General features: G+C 69.9%; 21 protein-coding genes. 3 read left to right on the top strand and 18 right to left on the bottom strand.

The window, feature by feature from the left end:
- Positions 1-214: 214 nt before the first annotated feature.
- Positions 215-655, bottom strand: a complete 441-nt coding sequence (locus ACTOQ3_RS00290) for a hypothetical protein (RefSeq protein WP_440081295.1) — start codon at positions 653-655, stop codon at positions 215-217.
- Positions 656-685: 30 nt separating this feature from the next.
- Here ACTOQ3_RS00290 and ACTOQ3_RS00285 point away from each other — a divergent pair, with 30 nt between their 5' ends.
- Positions 686-1,756: an XRE family transcriptional regulator gene (locus tag ACTOQ3_RS00285; RefSeq protein WP_440081294.1), complete on the top strand. Its 1,071-nt coding sequence runs from the start codon at positions 686-688 to the stop codon at positions 1,754-1,756.
- Complete coding sequence (locus tag ACTOQ3_RS00280; RefSeq protein WP_440081293.1) at positions 1,753-2,247, top strand: GNAT family N-acetyltransferase; 495 nt, start codon at positions 1,753-1,755, stop codon at positions 2,245-2,247. Before ACTOQ3_RS00285 ends, ACTOQ3_RS00280 begins: the two co-directional genes overlap by 4 nt.
- Before the next feature lie 290 nt (positions 2,248-2,537).
- Here ACTOQ3_RS00280 and ACTOQ3_RS00275 read toward each other — a convergent pair whose 3' ends face one another.
- Positions 2,538-2,996 carry an NUDIX hydrolase gene (locus tag ACTOQ3_RS00275; RefSeq protein WP_440081292.1) on the bottom strand — a complete coding sequence of 153 codons (459 nt, stop codon included), beginning with the start codon at positions 2,994-2,996 and terminating at the stop codon, positions 2,538-2,540.
- A gap of 176 nt (positions 2,997-3,172) precedes the next feature.
- Between ACTOQ3_RS00275 and purU the strand changes: the two genes are divergently transcribed.
- Positions 3,173-4,027 carry a formyltetrahydrofolate deformylase gene (purU, locus tag ACTOQ3_RS00270; protein ID WP_440081291.1) on the top strand — a complete coding sequence of 285 codons (855 nt, stop codon included), beginning with the start codon at positions 3,173-3,175 and terminating at the stop codon, positions 4,025-4,027.
- Positions 4,028-4,099: 72 nt separating this feature from the next.
- Here the strand turns inward: purU and ACTOQ3_RS00265 are convergent, their stop codons facing one another.
- The 16 genes from ACTOQ3_RS00265 to ACTOQ3_RS00190 form a co-directional block, all read right to left on the bottom strand.
- Positions 4,100-4,489, bottom strand: coding sequence for a hypothetical protein (locus ACTOQ3_RS00265; RefSeq protein WP_440081290.1), 390 nt, complete (start codon positions 4,487-4,489; stop codon positions 4,100-4,102).
- Between the two features lie 28 nt (positions 4,490-4,517).
- A complete protein-coding gene (hypE, locus tag ACTOQ3_RS00260) occupies positions 4,518-5,759 on the bottom strand; it encodes a hydrogenase expression/formation protein HypE (RefSeq protein WP_440081289.1) in 1,242 nt (413 codons plus the stop codon).
- On the bottom strand, positions 5,756-6,883 hold the full coding sequence (gene hypD, locus ACTOQ3_RS00255) for a hydrogenase formation protein HypD (RefSeq protein WP_440081288.1): 1,128 nt from the start codon (positions 6,881-6,883) through the stop codon (positions 5,756-5,758). Before hypD ends, hypE begins: the two co-directional genes overlap by 4 nt.
- A gap of 6 nt (positions 6,884-6,889) precedes the next feature.
- Positions 6,890-7,141 carry a HypC/HybG/HupF family hydrogenase formation chaperone gene (locus ACTOQ3_RS00250; RefSeq protein WP_440081287.1) on the bottom strand — a complete coding sequence of 84 codons (252 nt, stop codon included), beginning with the start codon at positions 7,139-7,141 and terminating at the stop codon, positions 6,890-6,892.
- Complete coding sequence (locus tag ACTOQ3_RS00245; RefSeq protein WP_440081286.1) at positions 7,116-7,508, bottom strand: hydrogenase maturation nickel metallochaperone HypA/HybF; 393 nt, start codon at positions 7,506-7,508, stop codon at positions 7,116-7,118. The genes ACTOQ3_RS00250 and ACTOQ3_RS00245 overlap by 26 nt, the downstream gene beginning before the upstream one ends.
- A gap of 190 nt (positions 7,509-7,698) precedes the next feature.
- The gene (locus ACTOQ3_RS00240) at positions 7,699-7,803 is read right to left on the bottom strand and encodes a DUF6893 family small protein (RefSeq protein ID WP_440081285.1); all 105 of its coding nucleotides are present in this window, start codon (positions 7,801-7,803) and stop codon (positions 7,699-7,701) included.
- Entirely contained in the window at positions 7,797-8,300 is a 504-nt protein-coding gene (locus ACTOQ3_RS00235; protein WP_440081284.1) for a hydrogenase maturation protease, read from the bottom strand. Before ACTOQ3_RS00235 ends, ACTOQ3_RS00240 begins: the two co-directional genes overlap by 7 nt.
- Positions 8,297-9,742, bottom strand: coding sequence for a hypothetical protein (locus ACTOQ3_RS00230; protein WP_440081283.1), 1,446 nt, complete (start codon positions 9,740-9,742; stop codon positions 8,297-8,299). The genes ACTOQ3_RS00235 and ACTOQ3_RS00230 overlap by 4 nt, the downstream gene beginning before the upstream one ends.
- Positions 9,739-10,371, bottom strand: coding sequence for a DUF6084 family protein (locus ACTOQ3_RS00225; RefSeq protein ID WP_440081282.1), 633 nt, complete (start codon positions 10,369-10,371; stop codon positions 9,739-9,741). The genes ACTOQ3_RS00230 and ACTOQ3_RS00225 overlap by 4 nt, the downstream gene beginning before the upstream one ends.
- Positions 10,364-11,029: a DUF5947 family protein gene (locus ACTOQ3_RS00220; protein ID WP_440081281.1), complete on the bottom strand. Its 666-nt coding sequence runs from the start codon at positions 11,027-11,029 to the stop codon at positions 10,364-10,366. Before ACTOQ3_RS00220 ends, ACTOQ3_RS00225 begins: the two co-directional genes overlap by 8 nt.
- Positions 11,026-11,640 (bottom strand): NifU family protein, encoded by a 615-nt coding sequence (locus tag ACTOQ3_RS00215; RefSeq protein ID WP_440081280.1) that lies wholly within the window; start codon positions 11,638-11,640, stop codon positions 11,026-11,028. The genes ACTOQ3_RS00220 and ACTOQ3_RS00215 overlap by 4 nt, the downstream gene beginning before the upstream one ends.
- A 39-nt stretch (positions 11,641-11,679) precedes the next feature.
- Positions 11,680-13,461, bottom strand: coding sequence for a nickel-dependent hydrogenase large subunit (locus tag ACTOQ3_RS00210; protein ID WP_440081279.1), 1,782 nt, complete (start codon positions 13,459-13,461; stop codon positions 11,680-11,682).
- 1 nt (position 13,462) lies between these two features.
- Positions 13,463-14,539 carry a hydrogenase expression protein HypE gene (locus tag ACTOQ3_RS00205; protein WP_440081278.1) on the bottom strand — a complete coding sequence of 359 codons (1,077 nt, stop codon included), beginning with the start codon at positions 14,537-14,539 and terminating at the stop codon, positions 13,463-13,465.
- 73 nt (positions 14,540-14,612) lie between these two features.
- Positions 14,613-15,380, bottom strand: a complete 768-nt coding sequence (locus tag ACTOQ3_RS00200; RefSeq protein ID WP_440081277.1) for a D-sedoheptulose-7-phosphate isomerase — start codon at positions 15,378-15,380, stop codon at positions 14,613-14,615.
- A complete protein-coding gene (locus tag ACTOQ3_RS00195) occupies positions 15,367-15,633 on the bottom strand; it encodes a HypC/HybG/HupF family hydrogenase formation chaperone (protein ID WP_440081276.1) in 267 nt (88 codons plus the stop codon). Before ACTOQ3_RS00195 ends, ACTOQ3_RS00200 begins: the two co-directional genes overlap by 14 nt.
- Positions 15,630-16,454: a phosphoheptose isomerase gene (locus tag ACTOQ3_RS00190; RefSeq protein WP_440081275.1), complete on the bottom strand. Its 825-nt coding sequence runs from the start codon at positions 16,452-16,454 to the stop codon at positions 15,630-15,632. Before ACTOQ3_RS00190 ends, ACTOQ3_RS00195 begins: the two co-directional genes overlap by 4 nt.
- Positions 16,455-16,574: the final 120 nt, after the last annotated feature.

The following is a 16,574-nucleotide window of genomic DNA, read 5'->3' as shown; positions in this document are numbered from 1 at the left end:
AAACAGTCCCTCGGGGGACGATTCTTAGCCAGTAGCTTTATTAGTGTGTTCCGGATGAGTCAAACGTGGTCCATCATTCTCGGTAGGCGCAGTGCGACGGAAAGATCACACTGAGTCAAGGGAGAGAGGACCGGTCGGGACCAGTGTGCCAGCCAGCCCAGCTGGCCACGAGAGAGGGGCCGGTATGTCCGGCAGGCAGCACAGGGAGACAGAGTTAGCGCGGCAGGTCCGGGCCCGTGGCCTGGCCGCCGGGAAGTCCTCGGCGCAGATAGCTGAGGAAATCTACGATAAGTGTAGTTCGCAATTCGGGACCACTCGGATTAAAGGTCACCGCCTCGCGCATGGCGTCGCTCTCGCGGATGTCATCGAACAGATACGGGCGCTGTTCGAACGCGACGGCAAGTCGGCTCCCGGCATCGGTGAGACGCTCCTGTCCGCGTACGAGAGCGGGCTGAAGCGGCCCGGTCCCGAATACCTGCACTACCTGTGCTCCGCCTACCGGGTCGAACCCGCCTCCCTCGGGTACGACGGCCCGTGCATCTGTGGCCACGGCCACAAGATGCCCGGTGTCGTCCGAGGTGATCTCCAGGATGGAAGACCCGACACGTCCCCTGGTCCGCGTGAGCTGCTGATCCAGCCGATCGGCGTCGATCATTCCGCGGACGGGGGTGAGGAGGACGAGAACGTGCTACGCAGGACGCTCTTACAGCTCCTGGCCGGCAGCGGCATCGCGCTGGACGGACAGGTGCTCGGATCGGTGGAGAGCATGCGCAGGAGGATGGACGACACGCTGGTCTCGGCCACCGTCTCGCCCGCGATGCTCGATCAGTGGGAGGAATCCACCATCGGCTTCGGCCGCCAGTACATGAACACCGCCCCGCTCAGGCTGCTGTGCGACGTGATGCTCGAATTCGGCGCGGTGCGCAAGGCCATGGAGCGGCGCCAGCCGGTCGACCTGCAGGAACGGTTGTGCCGCATGGCGGCGCAGCTCGCCGGTCTGAGTGGCATGATCATGGTCAATCTCGGTGACCACCGGCTCGCCCGGTCCTTCTTCAGGACCGGCAGGACCGCGGCGGACGAGACCGGCGACCGGGCGCTGAGGGCGTGGGTCACGGCCAGGGAGGCTCTGGTCCCGCTCTACTACGGCGATCCGCGCGAGGCTCTCAACCTCGCCAAGAAGAGCCGTGACCTGGCCGGGCAGACGCCCTGCGCGGCCCAGGCGATGGCCCCGGTGGTCGAGGCCCGCGCGCTGGCGATGATGTCGGGCTCGGGCAAGAAGGACGTGGTCGACCAGGCGAAGCGGGCACTGTCGAGGGCGAGGGCGGCTTTCTCCCAGATGACCGCCGCGGACCAGGACGACTCGACCTTCGGCTACACCGAGCGTCAGCTCTACTTCCACCAGGGAGACGCGCTGGTCAAGCTCGGGCAGGCGATGGAGGCCGACCTCATCCTGGAACAGGCGCTCACCAAGTACGGCCCGACCGACTGGCTCGATCCGACCTTCATCAAGTTCGACCGGGCCCAGTGCAAGATCCTTGAGGGTGACGTGGACGAGGCGCTGGAGATCGCACAGCGTACGGTCTCGGGTCTCGACGAGGCCTGCCGGCCCGACATCCTCATGCAGCGCGCCCACGAGGTGGGCAAGCAGGTCGAGGTGAAGGCACCCGGCCATCCCAAGCTCAAGACCTACATGGAGTCGCTGCGCAGCCGCGGCGCGTCGACGGATGATCCGGTGGCCGACAGGAGTGGCAGTTGAAGCCAAGGCTTCGGCGTTATCGCTGGTCCGACCTCGAGTCCGTCTGGGCGCTCCACCAGATATGCCTGGCCCAGGTCGGTCTCGCGCCGGGGGACGGCGTCTACTACGAGGACGACTTTCCGAGGATCCACGAGATCTACCTCGCCGACCGGGGTGAGTTCCTGGTGGGGGAGATGCCCGCCGGGCGCGTCGTCACGATGGGCGGTCTCCGCCGCGTCGACGACCAGACCGCCGAGATGTGCCGCATGCGGGTCCACCCGGAGTTCCAACGTCGCGGTTTCGGCGCCCAGATGGTCCTCGCGCTGGAGGCGCGGGCCGTCGAACTCGGCTACGCACGCCTTCGTGGTGACACCACTCTGAATCAGCTCGCGGCGATGGAGCTCTACCGCAAGTTCGGATGGCGCGAGATCCGCCGGGAAGAACGAGGGGGATGTGTGGTGATTTATGGAGAAAAAGACCTAGTAGCCGCTATGTCCTCTTTAACTCAATGATCTGAATTTTAGGTTGTTTTACTGCTAAGTGTTGCCTATTTCGTAGATGCGCGAATAATTGTTTTTCGTACCTACCACTATTCTCTGGTGAGTGCGATGAAAAAGATCATTGTTCACAAAACCGGCGTGTCCAGGCTCGGTGGCGTCGCCAGCGTCATCCACAAGGGATGAGATTCTTCCCGACCGGAAGAATCGGCTCTGACGGTCGCGGCCCTCGATCCGCGAGATCGAGGGCCGCGCGGGTTTCCACCCCTGCCCATTCGGTCCCGGCCGTCTCCGGTGGCTCCGGTTCACCCCAGCCGGATGATCCGGGAGACGACCTCCGGCAGGTCCGGTGGCTCCAGGAAGCCGGGGAGCTCGGCCATCTCCGCCGGTGAGAACCAGCCGGAGCCCAGGTAGGTGATGTTCTCCTCGGCGGTCAACGACCCCGGGCCCACCTCGGGGGTGTCCCCGAACCTGGCCAGATAGAACCGCTCGGTCTTGGCGTAGTGGACGCCGAGCCAGTGGAACTCCCGGCGCACCGGCACCCACCGGTCCAGCACCGCCTCGCCCGGCAGGCCCGTCTCCTCGGCGAGTTCGCGCCGCGCGGCGTCGAGGGGGGTCTCGCCCGGGTCGATCCCGCCACCCGGCGGCTCCCACAGGGTCTGGCCCCCGACGGGGTCGCGCCAGTGCATGAGAAGCACCTGGCCGGACCCGTCCACACAGATCACCCGGGCCGCGGGCCGGTCGTTCGGCTGAGGGTCGTCCATAGGCCAGGGACGCTACCACCGCCGCCACGTCCGCCGGTTTCGCGTTTCCGGTGGTCTCGGCGCCTCCTGCCCGCCACCTACCGGACCGCCGGGTGTGGCGGCGGGATTCGCTGTACTCTGCCGACGTCAGGTGGAAGCATCGTACGATTCGACCTCTCAAGCTCAAGGGTGAAGGCATGACTTCCAGGGCCGAGTTTGTGTTGACGCTGTCCTGTCCGGACCGTCCCGGAGTGGTGGCCGCGGTCTCCGGTCTCCTGGCCGGGCGGGGATGCAACATCATCGAGAGTCAGCAGTTCGGTGACGTCGTGTCCGAGCGGTTCTTCATGCGGGTGCAGTTCGCCTCCTCGCTGCCCGACGAGGAGCTGCGCGAGGCCTTCGCCGCGCTCGCCCCCGAGTTCGGCATGGATTTCAAGCTGCGTGAGGTCTCCATCAAGCCGCGCGTGCTGGTGATGGTCAGCAAGTTCGGCCACTGCCTGAACGACCTGCTCTACCGGATGCGCTCGGGCCTGCTCGACATCGAGATCGTCGCGGTCGTCTCCAACCACCCGGACCTGCGACCGCTGACCCAGTCGTACGGCATCGACTACCACCACCTGCCGGTCACCGCCGAGACCAAGCCCAGGCAGGAGGCGGAGATCCTGACCCTGGTCGACCACTACCGGGCCGATCTGGTGGTGCTCGCCCGCTACATGCAGGTGCTGTCGGAAGACCTCTGTGTGAAGCTCGCGGGCAACGTGATCAACATTCACCACTCGTTCCTGCCGTCGTTCAAGGGTGCCAAGCCCTATCACCAGGCGCACTCCCGTGGCGTGAAGCTGATCGGCGCGACCGCGCACTACGTGACCGCCGACCTCGACGAGGGCCCGATCATCGAGCAGGAGGTCGCCCGGGTCAACCACACCCACTCCGCGGAGGACCTCGCCGCCATCGGCCGCGACGTCGAGTGCCAGGCCCTGGCGCGCGCCGTCCGCTGGCACACCCAGCAGCGCGTCCTGCTCGACGGCCACAAGACGATCGTCTTTCCCCGCTAGCGCGGTGACCGGGCGGCGTGTCCTGCCCGACGGCGACGAGACGACGGGCTTTCCCGCCGGCGCGGTGACCGATCACCCTGGGCGCCGGCCGGGTTTCCGCGGGCTGACGCCGGTGACGTCCTCGGGGTGGGAGACGCCGTAGGGGCGTCCCCGCTCGTCGGTGCCGACCTTCTCGCGGCCCCGTTCCTTCCTCCGGGAGGCGATCCTCTCGGCGCCGCGGTTCTCGCTGGTGCCGACGCCGAGGGGGGACCGGGCCTGGGTGTCGGTGGAGGGGACGCCCTCGCGCTCCGCGCCGGACACCACGCGGGGCGGTCCCTTGTCGTCCGGAGGGGGCCCGAAGGCCAGGTCGCCCGACCGCACGACCTCCTCGCTCGCGTGGCCCACGTCGCGGGAGTAGCCGTGCTGCGCCTTCTTGCCCTTGTCGTTCCGGCCCTTGTGCTTGGGTTCGCGTTTGTCGTTCATGTCCGGCACCTCTGGATTCGTTCGGTGGTCAGCAGATTCTCGGTAGCGGGTCGCCGACCAGCAGGTCGACGATGCGGGTGCCGCCGAAGGAGGTCCTGAGCAGGACCAGTCCCGGCGGGTCGTCGTTGATCCGCCCGATGATCGCCGCCTCGGAGCCGAGCGGGTGGGAGCGGAGGGCGGCCAGAGCCGCGTCGGCGGAATCCCCGGCGACCACCGCGACCATCCGCCCCTCGCAGGCGACGTAGAGCGGGTCGATCCCCAGCAGCTCGCACGCCCCCCGTACGGCGGGACGGACCGGCACCGCGTCCTCGTCGAGGACGACGGCGACCCGCGAGGCCTCCGCCATCTCGTTGACGATCGTCGCCACCCCGCCCCGGGTCGCGTCGCGCAGGCAGCGCACCGCGCCGTTGCCGTCGCCTGCGTCCGCACCGCCGCCGCAGGCGTCCAGCAGCACGTCGACGAGGGTGTTGAGCGCGGCGGTGTCGGAGCACAGCTCGGCCTCGATGTCGAGTTCCCCGCGGGCGAGCATGATGGTGATCCCGTGCTCACCGATCGGTCCCGACACGATGACCGCGTCTCCCGGCCGTACGGACGCGGCGCTCAGCCGGACGGGCCGGTCGAGCGTCCCGATGCCGGAGGTGGTGACGTAACAGCCGTCCGCCTTGCCCCGCTCCACGACCTTGGTGTCGCCGGTGACGATCCACACGCCCGCCGCCCGTGCCGCCTCGGCCATCGAGGCGGCGATGCGCCGCAGGTCGGCGACGGGGAAGCCCTCTTCGAGGATGAATCCGGCCGAGAGGTAGCGGGGGCGGGCCCCGCACATGGCCAGGTCGTTGACGGTGCCGTTGACCGCGAGGTCGCCGATGTCGCCGCCCGGGAAGAACAGTGGCGTGACCACGAACGAGTCCGTGGTGAAGGCGAGCCCGTCGGCGACCGCGCCGTCCTCCAGAGGCGCCAGCATCGGGTTGCGGAACGACTCCAGGAACACCGCCTCGATCAGGGTGTGCGTGGCCTTGCCGCCCGCGCCGTGCGCCAGGGTGATGCGGTCCTCCCGCACGCGCGCCCCGCGCCGCCGCACCCGCTCGATCCGGTCCAGCACCTGCCGCTCCCGGTCGCGTGCACTTTCCCTCAGGTCCAGGACCTGGTCATGGTCGTGTGCGTCTTCCCTCAGGCCCGATGCCTGCCGCTCCCCGCCGCGTGGTCCCGGCGGATCCATCTCCCGCACGCCGTGCTCCCCGCCCCGTCCGGTGCCGTCTTCCCCGCCGTTCACCTCCGGGTCGCCTCCTTGACGCGCTCGCGCGAGAACCGGCCGAAGTCGTAGTACGCCGCGCAGGCGCCCTCGGACGACACCATGCACGTGCCGATCGGCGTCTCCGGGGTGCACGCGGTGCCGAACACCTTGCACTCCCAGGGTTTGAGCACTCCCTTGAGCACCTCGCCGCACTGGCACGCCTTCGGGTCGGCCACCCGCCCGCCCGGAATCCGGAAGATCCGTTCGGCGTCGAAGGCGGCGTACCGCTCCGCGATCCTGAGCGCCGACTGCGAGATGAAGCCCAGTCCCCGCCATTCGAAGTACGGCCGTAGCTCCATCACCTGGCCGATGACGCTCAGGGCCTTGGGGTTGCCGTCCCACGGGACCACCCGGGAGTACTGGTTCTCCACCTCGGAACGGCCCTCGGACAGCTGTACGAGGATGCGGTAGACCGTGTGCAGCACGTCCAGCGGCTCGAAACCGGCCACCACCATGGGCTTGCCGTAGCCGCGCGCGACGAACCCGTACGGCCGGCAGCCGATCACGGTGGAGACGTGGCCCGGCCCGATGAACCCGTCCAGGCGCAGGTCGGGAGAGTCCAGGATCGCCTTGATGGCGGGGATGATCGTCACGTGGTTGCAGAAGACCGAGAAGTTCTCGATCCCCTCGGCCTCGGCGCGCAGGACCGTCATCGCCGTCGAGGGCGCGGTGGTCTCGAACCCGATGGCCATGAAGACCACCTGCCTGCCGGGGTTCCTCCTGGCGATCTTCAGGGCGTCCAGCGGGGAGTACACCATCCGGATGTCGGCTCCCCGCGCCTTGGCGTCGAGGAACGAGCCGTTCCCGCCGGGCACCCGCATCATGTCGCCGAACGACGTCATGATCACGTCCGGCTGCTCGGCGATGTGGATGGCGTCGTCCACCCGTCCCATGGGGATGACGCAGACGGGACAGCCGGGACCGTGCACCAGGGTGACGGCCTCGGGCAGGTAGTCCTCCAGGCCGTGCTTGTAGATCGTGTGAGTGTGCCCGCCGCACACCTCCATGAACTTGTAGTCGCGGCCGGGCTCGCACAGCGCGGCGATCCGCGTGGCGAGCATCCGGGCCTTCCCGGCGTCGCGGTACTCGTCGACGAAACGCATCAGCCCTCACCCCTCTTCGATCATGGATTCTCGGAGGGCCGCGATCTCGTCCTCGTACGCCTGGCCGATGCTTTCGAGGAAGTCGAGCGCGGCCCTGGCCTCCCCCTCGTCGATCTTCGACATCGCGAACCCGACGTGGATGAGGATCCAGTCGCCGGGCCCGACGCTCCGGTCCTCGAGCAGGCCGATGTTGATCGCTCGCTTGACGCCGCAGACGTCGACCATGGCCAGGTCAGGACGGTCCGACAGGATTTCCACGATCTCGCCGGGAATTCCCAGGCACATGAGAGGCCTCCGCCATCTGGATGGATTCGAGGACGAGGTCGTCGCCGCCCTCGGTGTGGACATCGGTGTCGCCGCACCCCGCGCAGACGGCGAAGGGTTCGACGGAGGTGGACGTGCTCCCGCAGGAGCGGCAGGTCATCCGCACCGGGACGATGACCAGGTCCACGTGGGCGTCCTCGGCCACGGACCCTTCGGAGATCGAGGAGAACGCCTGGTTGATCCCCGGCTCCGTGACGCGGAGCAGGGCGCCCGCGTGCACTCGCGCCCGTCGTACCCGCCTGCCGTCCGCCCGCTTCTCCACGGCGGTGAGGATCGCCTCGGCGATCCCGAACTCGTGCATGGTCGTTCCCTTTCGTCGCGCTTGGAATTCCTGTCGTTCCGGCGTGTGCGACCGGACGCGATCCGCCCGGCCCCGCCGTCCGGGCGGCCCGAGCGGCCGCAGGGGCACCGGGTCGTGTTCCACCCCGGCTCGGCTCGTGGTCCGCGTGGTTCGCCGAGCCGCGTATCCCCGGTTCTCCGGTGCGGGCCCGCTACATGTTCCGCATCCTCAGGTAGCGCTTGATGTCGGGGAGCGACTGGTAGACCAGTACGGCGACCCCGGTCAGCACCGCCCCGGCCAGCAGGCGTTTCAGCATGTCCGTTCCTCCTCGTGAACCGCGGCGCCGACGGCCGTCGTGATCTGTCGCCCCGCGAGCTCGGTGACCAGGTCCGCCGCCATGCCGACGGCGCCCGCGACCGGCGGGCTGAGCTCCATGCCCGGTGAGGTGTCGGCGGGCTGGCAGCCGACGAGCAGGACGCGACCGGCCTCGCCGCCGAGCGTGCCCACCAGCGAGAGCACGCTCTCGGGCGTCATCGAGTGCGCGTCGACGAAGGATCCCGGCGCGCCGCCCGCCGACGGTTCGAGGACGTACAGGGTGCCGGGCGGGCCGTCGCGGGAGATCGCGTCGACCAGGATCGTGGTGTCGTACCGTCCGCCGGTCAGCTCGTACGCCAGGTGGATCGCCCGGATGCCGAAGTCCCTGACCTCGACCCCGCCGGGCAGGTCGGCACCGGCCAGGCGCCTGACCACCGCGACCCCGAAGCCGTCGTCGCCGAGGAAGACGTTTCCCACCCCGGCCACCAGGACCCTCACGCGCCCACCTCCCCGTCGGCGGCGGAACCGCCCGCCGGTGAGCCGTCCGTGAGCGGCTCGACCTCGTCGGGGGCGAAGTAGAGGAAGCGGCCGTGCGACCGGCGCAGGTCGGCGCCCGGGTCGTCGTCGAGGGTGACGGCCAGGTGGTGGGCGCCGTCGAGGTCGAGGAGCACCGCCTCGACGTGGGCGGTCCTGCCGGCCAGGAACATGTCGTGGGCGTCGGCGCGCCGCCGGCCGGGCACCAGCCTGACCCTGCTGCCCCTGGAGACGGTCACCCCGGCGACCGTCACGCTGTCGGTCTCCGGGGAGACCGCCGCGTCATCCGCCGGATCCCACCAGGGCACGGGTGCGTCCTGGTGGCTCGGGGAGTTCCCGGTCTCCGGGGGCGCGGGGGATTGCCGGTCGGTGCGGTCGGTGCGGTCAGTGGCCGCCTCCACCGAGCGGATCGCGCCGTGGAGCCGTTCCAGTAGTTCGGGCGGCATGCTGCCGACCATGTCGATGAGCTCGGTCACCCGGGGGTCGGTCTCCCGCGCCTCCAGGGTCTCCTCGTCGGTGAGGGTGAGCGTGCGCAGGTGGAGCATCTCGTCGATCTCCGTGGAGTCGAACAGGGGGCCGGGGCTCTCCGGCGCGATGTCCGGGTGGTCGTAGAGGATGATCGGCGAGGAGAGCACGACGTCCCGGTGGCCTGGCTCGCCCACGAGTACCGGCCAGGTGTGCTCGTTGCGGCAGGTCTCCACAGCGGGCCGCGCCCATTCCGGCGGGTCGAGCAGCGAGACGAAGGCGCCCGCGGTCACCGCGATGAGCAGGTGCGCCGAGACCAGCGAGTGCCGCAGCGCCTGCTCGCGCGGCGCGCCCAGCGGTTGCCAGTCGTCGGTGTTCTCCACCCGGGCGCGCAGCTTGACCAGGTCGTACGGTCCGGGCACCAGCTCGGCGGAGACCCTGAGCGCGGCGCGCAGCGGCAGGTGCTCGGAGACGAGACGCCCTATCACCTCCCCGGACGGCGCCACGATCGGCTCGACCACACGGTCTCCGGGAACGCGTACCTCGATCACCCGCTCGGGGGCGTCGAGCAGGCCGGCGATGGGGAGTGTCACCTCCGCCTCCCGCTCGGTCGCCTCGTCGAAGGTGAGGTAGGTCCGGTGGCCGTTCCGCAGCTGCTGGACCGGCCAGTAGCCGTCGTCCTCGGCACGCTCGACGCCGCGCGTCCTGACGTGCAGGAAACGCAGGTTCAGGTGCGCCACGGCGTACGCGGCCCCTTCGAGGAGGCATTCGGTCACGCTGGCCGGATGCTCGGCGGTCGCGGTGAACCCCGGCGGGACGAGCACCCCGAACTGCCAGCGCACCTGGTTCTTGGTCGCCGAGGCGCGGTAGGGGTAGAGAAGGTAGCCCTCGTACAGCACCGCGTCCGCCACCCGGCGCGCGATGTCCATCGGAACGCTCATCGCCGCGTCTCCTTGAGCAGTAGTTCCAGGGTCTCGTCCCAGGTCGCCAGGGCGCGCCCGGACTTGAACCTGCTGAGTTCCCGCAGCGTGTCGCGGCGCAGCCGCAGCCACCCCGAGTCCGGGAAGTAGCGGTCCATCAGCTCCCGCCACACCGCCACCGGCAACCGGCAGCGGGCCTCGCGGTGCCACGGCACCTGGCTCACCGAGAAGCCGTCCCGCGCCCTGGCGAACACCGTGCCGCTGAAGAGCATGACCATCGGGATCTCGCCGTCGTCCAGGGCGGCGAAATACCGGCCCGCCGCCACCTCCAGGTCGTAACCGCACGGCACCGGTACGTCGATCTCGGTGCTTCCGGTGAACGCCGGGACCATGACGGAGACATCGGCGAACCGCAGGGGTCTCAGCGTGTCGCCCCATCGGGCCGGGTCCCCGAACAGGTCGCCGAGCAGCTCCGCCTCGGTGTCGCCGTAGCGCCGCAGATGGGGCTCGACCCGGATCTGGCAGCGCAGCGCGATGGTGTGCACCCCGCCGGGGGAGGGGTCGGTGACGCGCAGCCGGAAGACCAGGGTCGGGAAGGCCGCGTACGCCTCCGCACGCACGTCCACGCAGTCGAACGCGAGCTCATCCACCGTCATCACCACCGCCACCACCGGAGGCGGGCGGTACGGTGCGGCTGCGCTCGCGCAGGCCGGCGAAGAAACCCTCGATGGCCTCCCGCGCCTCCTGGCCGCCGCCGAAGCCCTTCCAGCGCGTCCGCACCAGGCCGACCAGCTCGTAGCAGGCGTCGATCGGCACCAGGTGGCAGGCGAAGCCGCCGTCGGGGCGGCGGTCCACCAGGAGCGCCTCCACGTCGGGCCGGACGTCGGCCATCGCCGGGTTGGCCGCCAGGACGCGCTCCCACGTCCCCGGCGGCAGCAGCGACTCGGTGGCCCCGGCCGGGCTCGGGTAGAACGCCACGGTCTGATCCGTCGCGGAGTTGCGGAAGAAGAAGGCCGTGCGGACCGGGATCTGCATCTCGTCCCAGTCGGCCGCGCCCAGCAGGAATCGCGGGGCGTGCAGGTAGCGTCGCGGGACGGCCCGGTAGCGCGCCCGGCCGGTCGTGTCGCGGGTGAACAGCAGGTGGCAGGCCCGGCAGGCGCACAGCAGCCCCCGCTTCTCGACGTTCACGACGTGGCCGTGGTCCTCGCCGGCGGGTGCCGCGCACAGCTCGCAGAGCGTCACCGGCGGCCCGCCGGACCGGCCCGTCCGAGGCGGCTCGCGGAACCTGCGCAGCCCGGTGGCCGTCACGGCGCCGGCTCCGACACCGGTACCGACACCGGTACCGGTCCCGGTTCGGAGGTCAGCGCCCGCTCGGGCACCGGGCACGGGCCGGGCGGGCGGCGCTGGATCTGCAGCACTCCCGGCCGGTCGCCGCTCACCCCCTCGACCTCCACCCGCGACACCTCGGGCGCCGCCCGGGCGATGGCCCGTTCGATGGCGTCGGTCACGGTGAGCCGCGAGGACGGGCAGCCGTGGCAGGTCCCCTCCAGGCGGAGCCGCACGATCCCGTCCTCGTCCACGCCGAGCAACTCCACGCCGCCCTCGTGCGACCCCAGGTAGGGGCGTACGGTGTCCAGCGCGTCGCGGACGCGTTCGGCCGTGCTCAGCGGGTGCAGGTCGTGCAGGACCAGCAGCCCGGCCACGAGCGGGTCGCCGACCATGCGGCCCAGCACCTCGGCGGCCCCGGCCTCGGTGACGATCTCGACGACGCGTTCCAGGCCGGCGCCGTACAGCTCGACGAGGGCCCGTACGAGATCCTCGGCCTTGGCGCGCGTCACGGCGTCGCTCAGCGCGCCGAGGTCGGCGATCAGCGCCTCGACGCGATCGCCCGTCGCCCGGACGTCATGGGCTTGCGGCATCTGCCCGGGCCCCCCTTCCGGTGCCGGGAAACGGTCGGCTCACGTGGCGTCGAAGGCGTGGGGGGTGTGCACCCGGCGAAGTTCCTCGCCGCCGCCGAGGTACATGTGCACCCCGCACGGCAGGCACGGGTCGAAGCTCCGCACGGTGCGCATGATGTCGATGCCCTTGAAGTCCGCGGGCGGGTTCTCCTCGAAGATCGGCGTGTTCTGCACCGCGTCCTCGTACGGTCCCGGCGTGCCGTGCACGTCGCGGACGCTGGCGTTCCAGGGCGTCGGCGGGTACGGGTGGTAGTTGGCGATCTTCCCGTTCCTGATCACCATGTGGTGGGAGAGCACGCCCCGCACGGCCTCGGTGAAGCCGCAGCTGATCGCCTCGTCGGGAACCGTGAACGGCTCCCAGGTCCGGGTGCGGCCCGCCCGCACCTCGGCCAGGCCCTGCTCGACGAAGTAGAGCGCGCACGCCGCCGCGTAGGCCTGGAAGTAGGTGCGGGCCCGGTTGCGCTCCAGGGCGTTGGACAGCGGCTGCCCCCTGAACTCGGGGATCTTCCACTCGAACGTCTTCTCCGGCCTCAGCGCCGTCTTCGGCAGGTTGATCTGCACGCTGTGGCCGGTCGATCTGACGTAGCCGATGTCGACCTTGCCGGACAGCGCCGTCGACCAGAGCCTGGCGATGGGCCCGCCGCCGGTGTCGAGCGCGAGCGCGTCCTCCCCGTCGAACCAGCGGGGCGACATGACCCAGCTGTACTTGTCGCTGAAGTCACGTTTCTGCGGATGCGGGATGGTGTGCTGGTTCCACGGATGCCGGATGTCGACCGGGTTGCCCAGCGGGTCGTGGGTGACGAACGGCTCCTGGTCCTTCCAGTCGTCGTAGTAGGAGCTGCCCAGCAGGATCCGGATGCCGAGGTTGATGTCGACCAGGTCGTTGGTGATCAACCTGCCGTCGACGATCACCCCCGGCGTGACGTACATCTCGCGACCCCAGTGGCTCATGTTCCGGTAGGTGAAGTCGCAGTGCTCGGGGTTCTGGAAGCTGCCCCAGCAGCCGAGGAGCACCCGCCTGCGGCCGACCTCCTCGTAGCCGGGCAGCGCCTGGTAGAAGAAGTCGAACAGGTCGTCGTGCATGGGCACGACCCGCTTCATGAACTCCACGTAGCGCATCAGCCGGGTCAGGTAGTCGGTGAACAGCTGTACCGTCGCGACCGTGCCCACCCCGCCCGGGTAGAGCGTCGAGGGGTGGACGTGCCTGCCCTCCATGAGGCAGAACATCTCGCGGGTGAGACGGCTCACCGCCAGCGCCTCGCGGTAGAACTCGCCCTCCAGCGGGTTCAGCGAGCGCATGATGTCGGCGATGGTCCGGTAACCGTGGTCGCCCGCGTGCGGCGCCTCGGTGCGCTCGGCCATCGCCAGCACCCCGGGATTGGTCTCGCGGACCATCTTCTCGCAGTAGTCGACCCCCACCAGGTTCTCCTGGTAGAGGTTGTGGTCGAACATGTACTCGGCGGCCTCGCCGAGGTTGAGGATCCACTCGCCCAGGGCCGGGGGCCGCACCCCGTACGCCATGTTCTGCGCGTAGACCGAGCAGGTCGCGTGGTTGTCGCCGCAGATCCCGCAGATGCGGCTGGTGATGAAGTGGGCGTCGCGCGGGTCCTTGCCCTTCATGAAGATGCTGTAGCCGCGGAAGATCGACGAGGTGCTGTGACACTCGGCGACCCGCCGGTTCTTGAAATCGATCTTGCAGTAGATGCCGAGACTCCCGACGATCCTGGTGATGGGGTCCCAGGCCATCTCCACGAGGTCGGGGTTCTGCTCCGATGTCGTCATGTCAGCTCCAGGGCGCCTTGTAGCCGGTCAGCAGCTCGCGCCCCTTGTGGCGCCACTTCGGTTCCTTGTCGACGGTCCGCAGGGTGATGCCGCGCAGCGCGCGGACGACGGTCCCGTACGCGCCGCTCACCGCCGAGGAGACGTGGGCGCCGGGTGGCTCGTCCATGAACGGCATGAACTTGTCGGGGAAGCCCGGCATCGTGCAGGCGATGCAGATGCCCCCGACGTTCGGGCAGCCGCCGATCCCGTTCATCCAGCCGCGCTTGGGGACGTTGCACCGGACGACCGGCCCCCAGCAACCGATCTTGACCAGGCACTTCGGCGAGCCGTACTCGGTGGCGAACTGGCCCTGCTCGTAGTAGCCCGCCCGGTCGCATCCCTCGTGCACGGTCTGGGTGAACAGCCACGTCGGGCGCAGCTCCTCGTCCAGCGGGATCATCGGTGCCTGCCCGGCGACCTGGTAGAGCAGGTAGAGGAGCGTCTCGGAGAGGTTGTCCGGCTGCACCGGGCAGCCCGGCACGTTGACGATCGGCAGCCCCGCCTTGGACTTCCAGTCCCAGCCCAGATAGTCGGCCACGCCCATGGCCCCGGTCGGGTTCCCCGCCATGGCGTGGATGCCGCCGTACGCCGAGCAGGTGCCCGCGCACACGATCGCGGTCGCCTTGGGCGCGAGCAGGTCCAGCCACTCGCTGGTCGTCATGGGCTGGCCGGTCTCGGGGTTGTTGCCGAACCCGGACCAGTAGCCCTCCTGCTTGAGTGCCTCGTTCGGGATCGAGCCCTCGACGACCAGCACGAACGGGTCCAGCTCGCCACGCTTGGCCTTGAAGAACCACTCGATGAAGACGTCCGCGCCCTGCATCGGCCCGGACTCGAAGTCGATCAGCGGCCAGTGCACGGCCACCTTGGGAAGCCCGGGAAGCGCTCCGAGCGCGATGTCCTCGATGCTCGGCTGGGTCGCCGCGGTGAGCGCGACGGAGTCGCCGTCGCAGCTCAGTCCGGCGTTGATCCACAGTATGTGGACGACGGGTTCCTCCCGCTCCTGAGGTCTGCTGCTCGCTGCGTCCGTCGGCGCTGTCATGAGGCCTCCCACTCCTGGTGGATGTCTGCGGAACGTGAAGGGGGAGGACCTGCGCGGGTGGGCGGGCTCTCCCTCACCCGGGGCTGTGCGCCCGCGGTGTCGGCGCCGGTCCGAGCGCGTGCCAGGTGAGTTCCCGAAGGACGTGGTAGAGGGTGGTCTGCGCCTCCTGGATCCGGTGCACCGAGGAGGAGGGGACGACGAACAGGTAGTGCAGGACGCCCCGCTCGGCCAGCTCGGCCAGCCTGCCGCCCCCGCCCCCGGCCAGCCCGACGGTGAGCATGCCCCGGCCGGCCGCCTCCTCGAACGCCCGGACGACGTTGGCCGACCCGCCGCTCGTGGACAGGCCGACGGCGATGTCCCCCGGACGGCCCAGCGCCGCGAGTTGCCTGGCGAAGACCACCTCGAAGCCGACGTCGTTGGAGAGCGCGGTGACCACGGCGACGTCGCCGGTCAGGCAGAGGGCGGGCAGGGCCGGGCCGTCGCAGGGCTGCAGGAAGGCGGTGGCGACCTCCTGGGCGTCGGTGCTGCTCCCGCCGTTGCCGAAGCTGAACAGCCGCCCGCCCGCGGCGAACCGCGCGGCCATCTCCTCGGCGCACGCCGCCAGTTCCGCCGCCGACTCGGCACCCATCCGCTCGCGCAGCCGTACGATCTCGCCGGTCTTCTCCGCAGCCGATCGCACGGCCTCCGCTTCCATCTCCGCTGTCCCGAGGCCGGTCCTGCCGGTGGTCCGGCCAGTGGTCTGGTCGGTGCGCCCGTCGTGGTCGTGGTCGTGGTCGTGGTCGTACAGGAAGGGGTAGAGGCCGCGCATGACCTCCGCGGGTGTTCCGTCAGGCCTGCTCATCGTCGTCCTTCCCGCTGTCGCCGTCGCCTTCGCCGGTGCTCCCGCGCGCGATCACGGCGATCGCCTCCCCGGCGTGGACGAGGACGGTGTCGCCCACCACCGGGTCGACCAGCGCCACGCTCACCTCTTCGAGGACCCCGCCCGCGTCGACGATCGCCAGCTCTCCCTCCAGCAGCCTGACCACGCTCATCGGCAGCGCCTGGTCGGAGCAGGTGACGCAGACACCGGCGGTGCAGTCCTCGGGCCCGTTCACCGGTCCGCCCCTCGCGCGGGCGGGCCGAGCCGGTCGAGGAAGACGTGGACCAGCTCCCACAGCAGGTGGTAGGCGGTGACGTGAACCTCCTTGACCACGGCGGGGTCGTCGGACGCGGCGACCAGGACGTGGTCGGCCGGGAGGCGGCCGGTCAAGGTACGGCCGGTCATGGTGCGGTCGGCCGGGAGGCCGCCGCTCGCCGTACCATTCGCGATGCCGTCCCCGTCCCCGCATCCTTCGCCGCCGGTCAGGGCGATGGTCAGCAGGCCCAGTTCCCCGGCGGTCTCCAGCCCTCGCAGGACGCTCGGGCACCGGCCGTCACGGGAGATCCCCAGGGCCGTGTCGGCGGCGTCCGCCCAGTGGCGCACCTGGTGGGCGAAGACCTCGGCGCCACCCCCGCCGTTCCGGAAGTCCCCGCCTTTTTGGAAGTCCCCGCCTTTTTGGAAGTCCCCGCCTTTTTGGAGGCCCTCATCGCTCCCGGCGCCGTCCCCGTTCCTTCTGCCCACCCGGCCGACTCCCGGGGCGCCGTTGCTCAGCGCCACCGCCGGGAGCGCCCTCTTGCCCACGACGACCGGGTGCATGAACTCGACCGCGATGTGCGCGGCGTCCGTGCCCGTGCCGCCGAACACGATCAGCTTGCCGCCGAGGCGGAATCCGGCGGCCATGGCCCGGGCGGCACACGCGATGCGTTCCACGTCACCCGCCAGGGCGTGCCCGGCGTGGTCCCGCCGTGCGAAGGCCGCGATGACGGCCGCCTCCGTGACCGGTATGACGGCCGATGGCGAAAGAGATGGTGTTTGCTTACTCGGTGTGCCAGGCATGTCGACGCTCCGTATTTTTCACGGTAGTCGCCACATTACGATTGGCCCTTTCAGGCCCGACACCCTCGGCTCGACAACCAACGGCAAAGCTCTGATCATTGACGTAACCTTCCCGTCCAG

Source organism: Streptosporangium sp. LJ11 (assembly GCF_051918945.1).
In the GTDB taxonomy this organism is placed as follows: Bacteria; Actinomycetota; Actinomycetes; order Streptosporangiales; family Streptosporangiaceae; genus Streptosporangium.
Note: the sequence above shows the minus strand (reverse complement) of the source record. Positions and strands in the feature narration are given on the sequence as shown.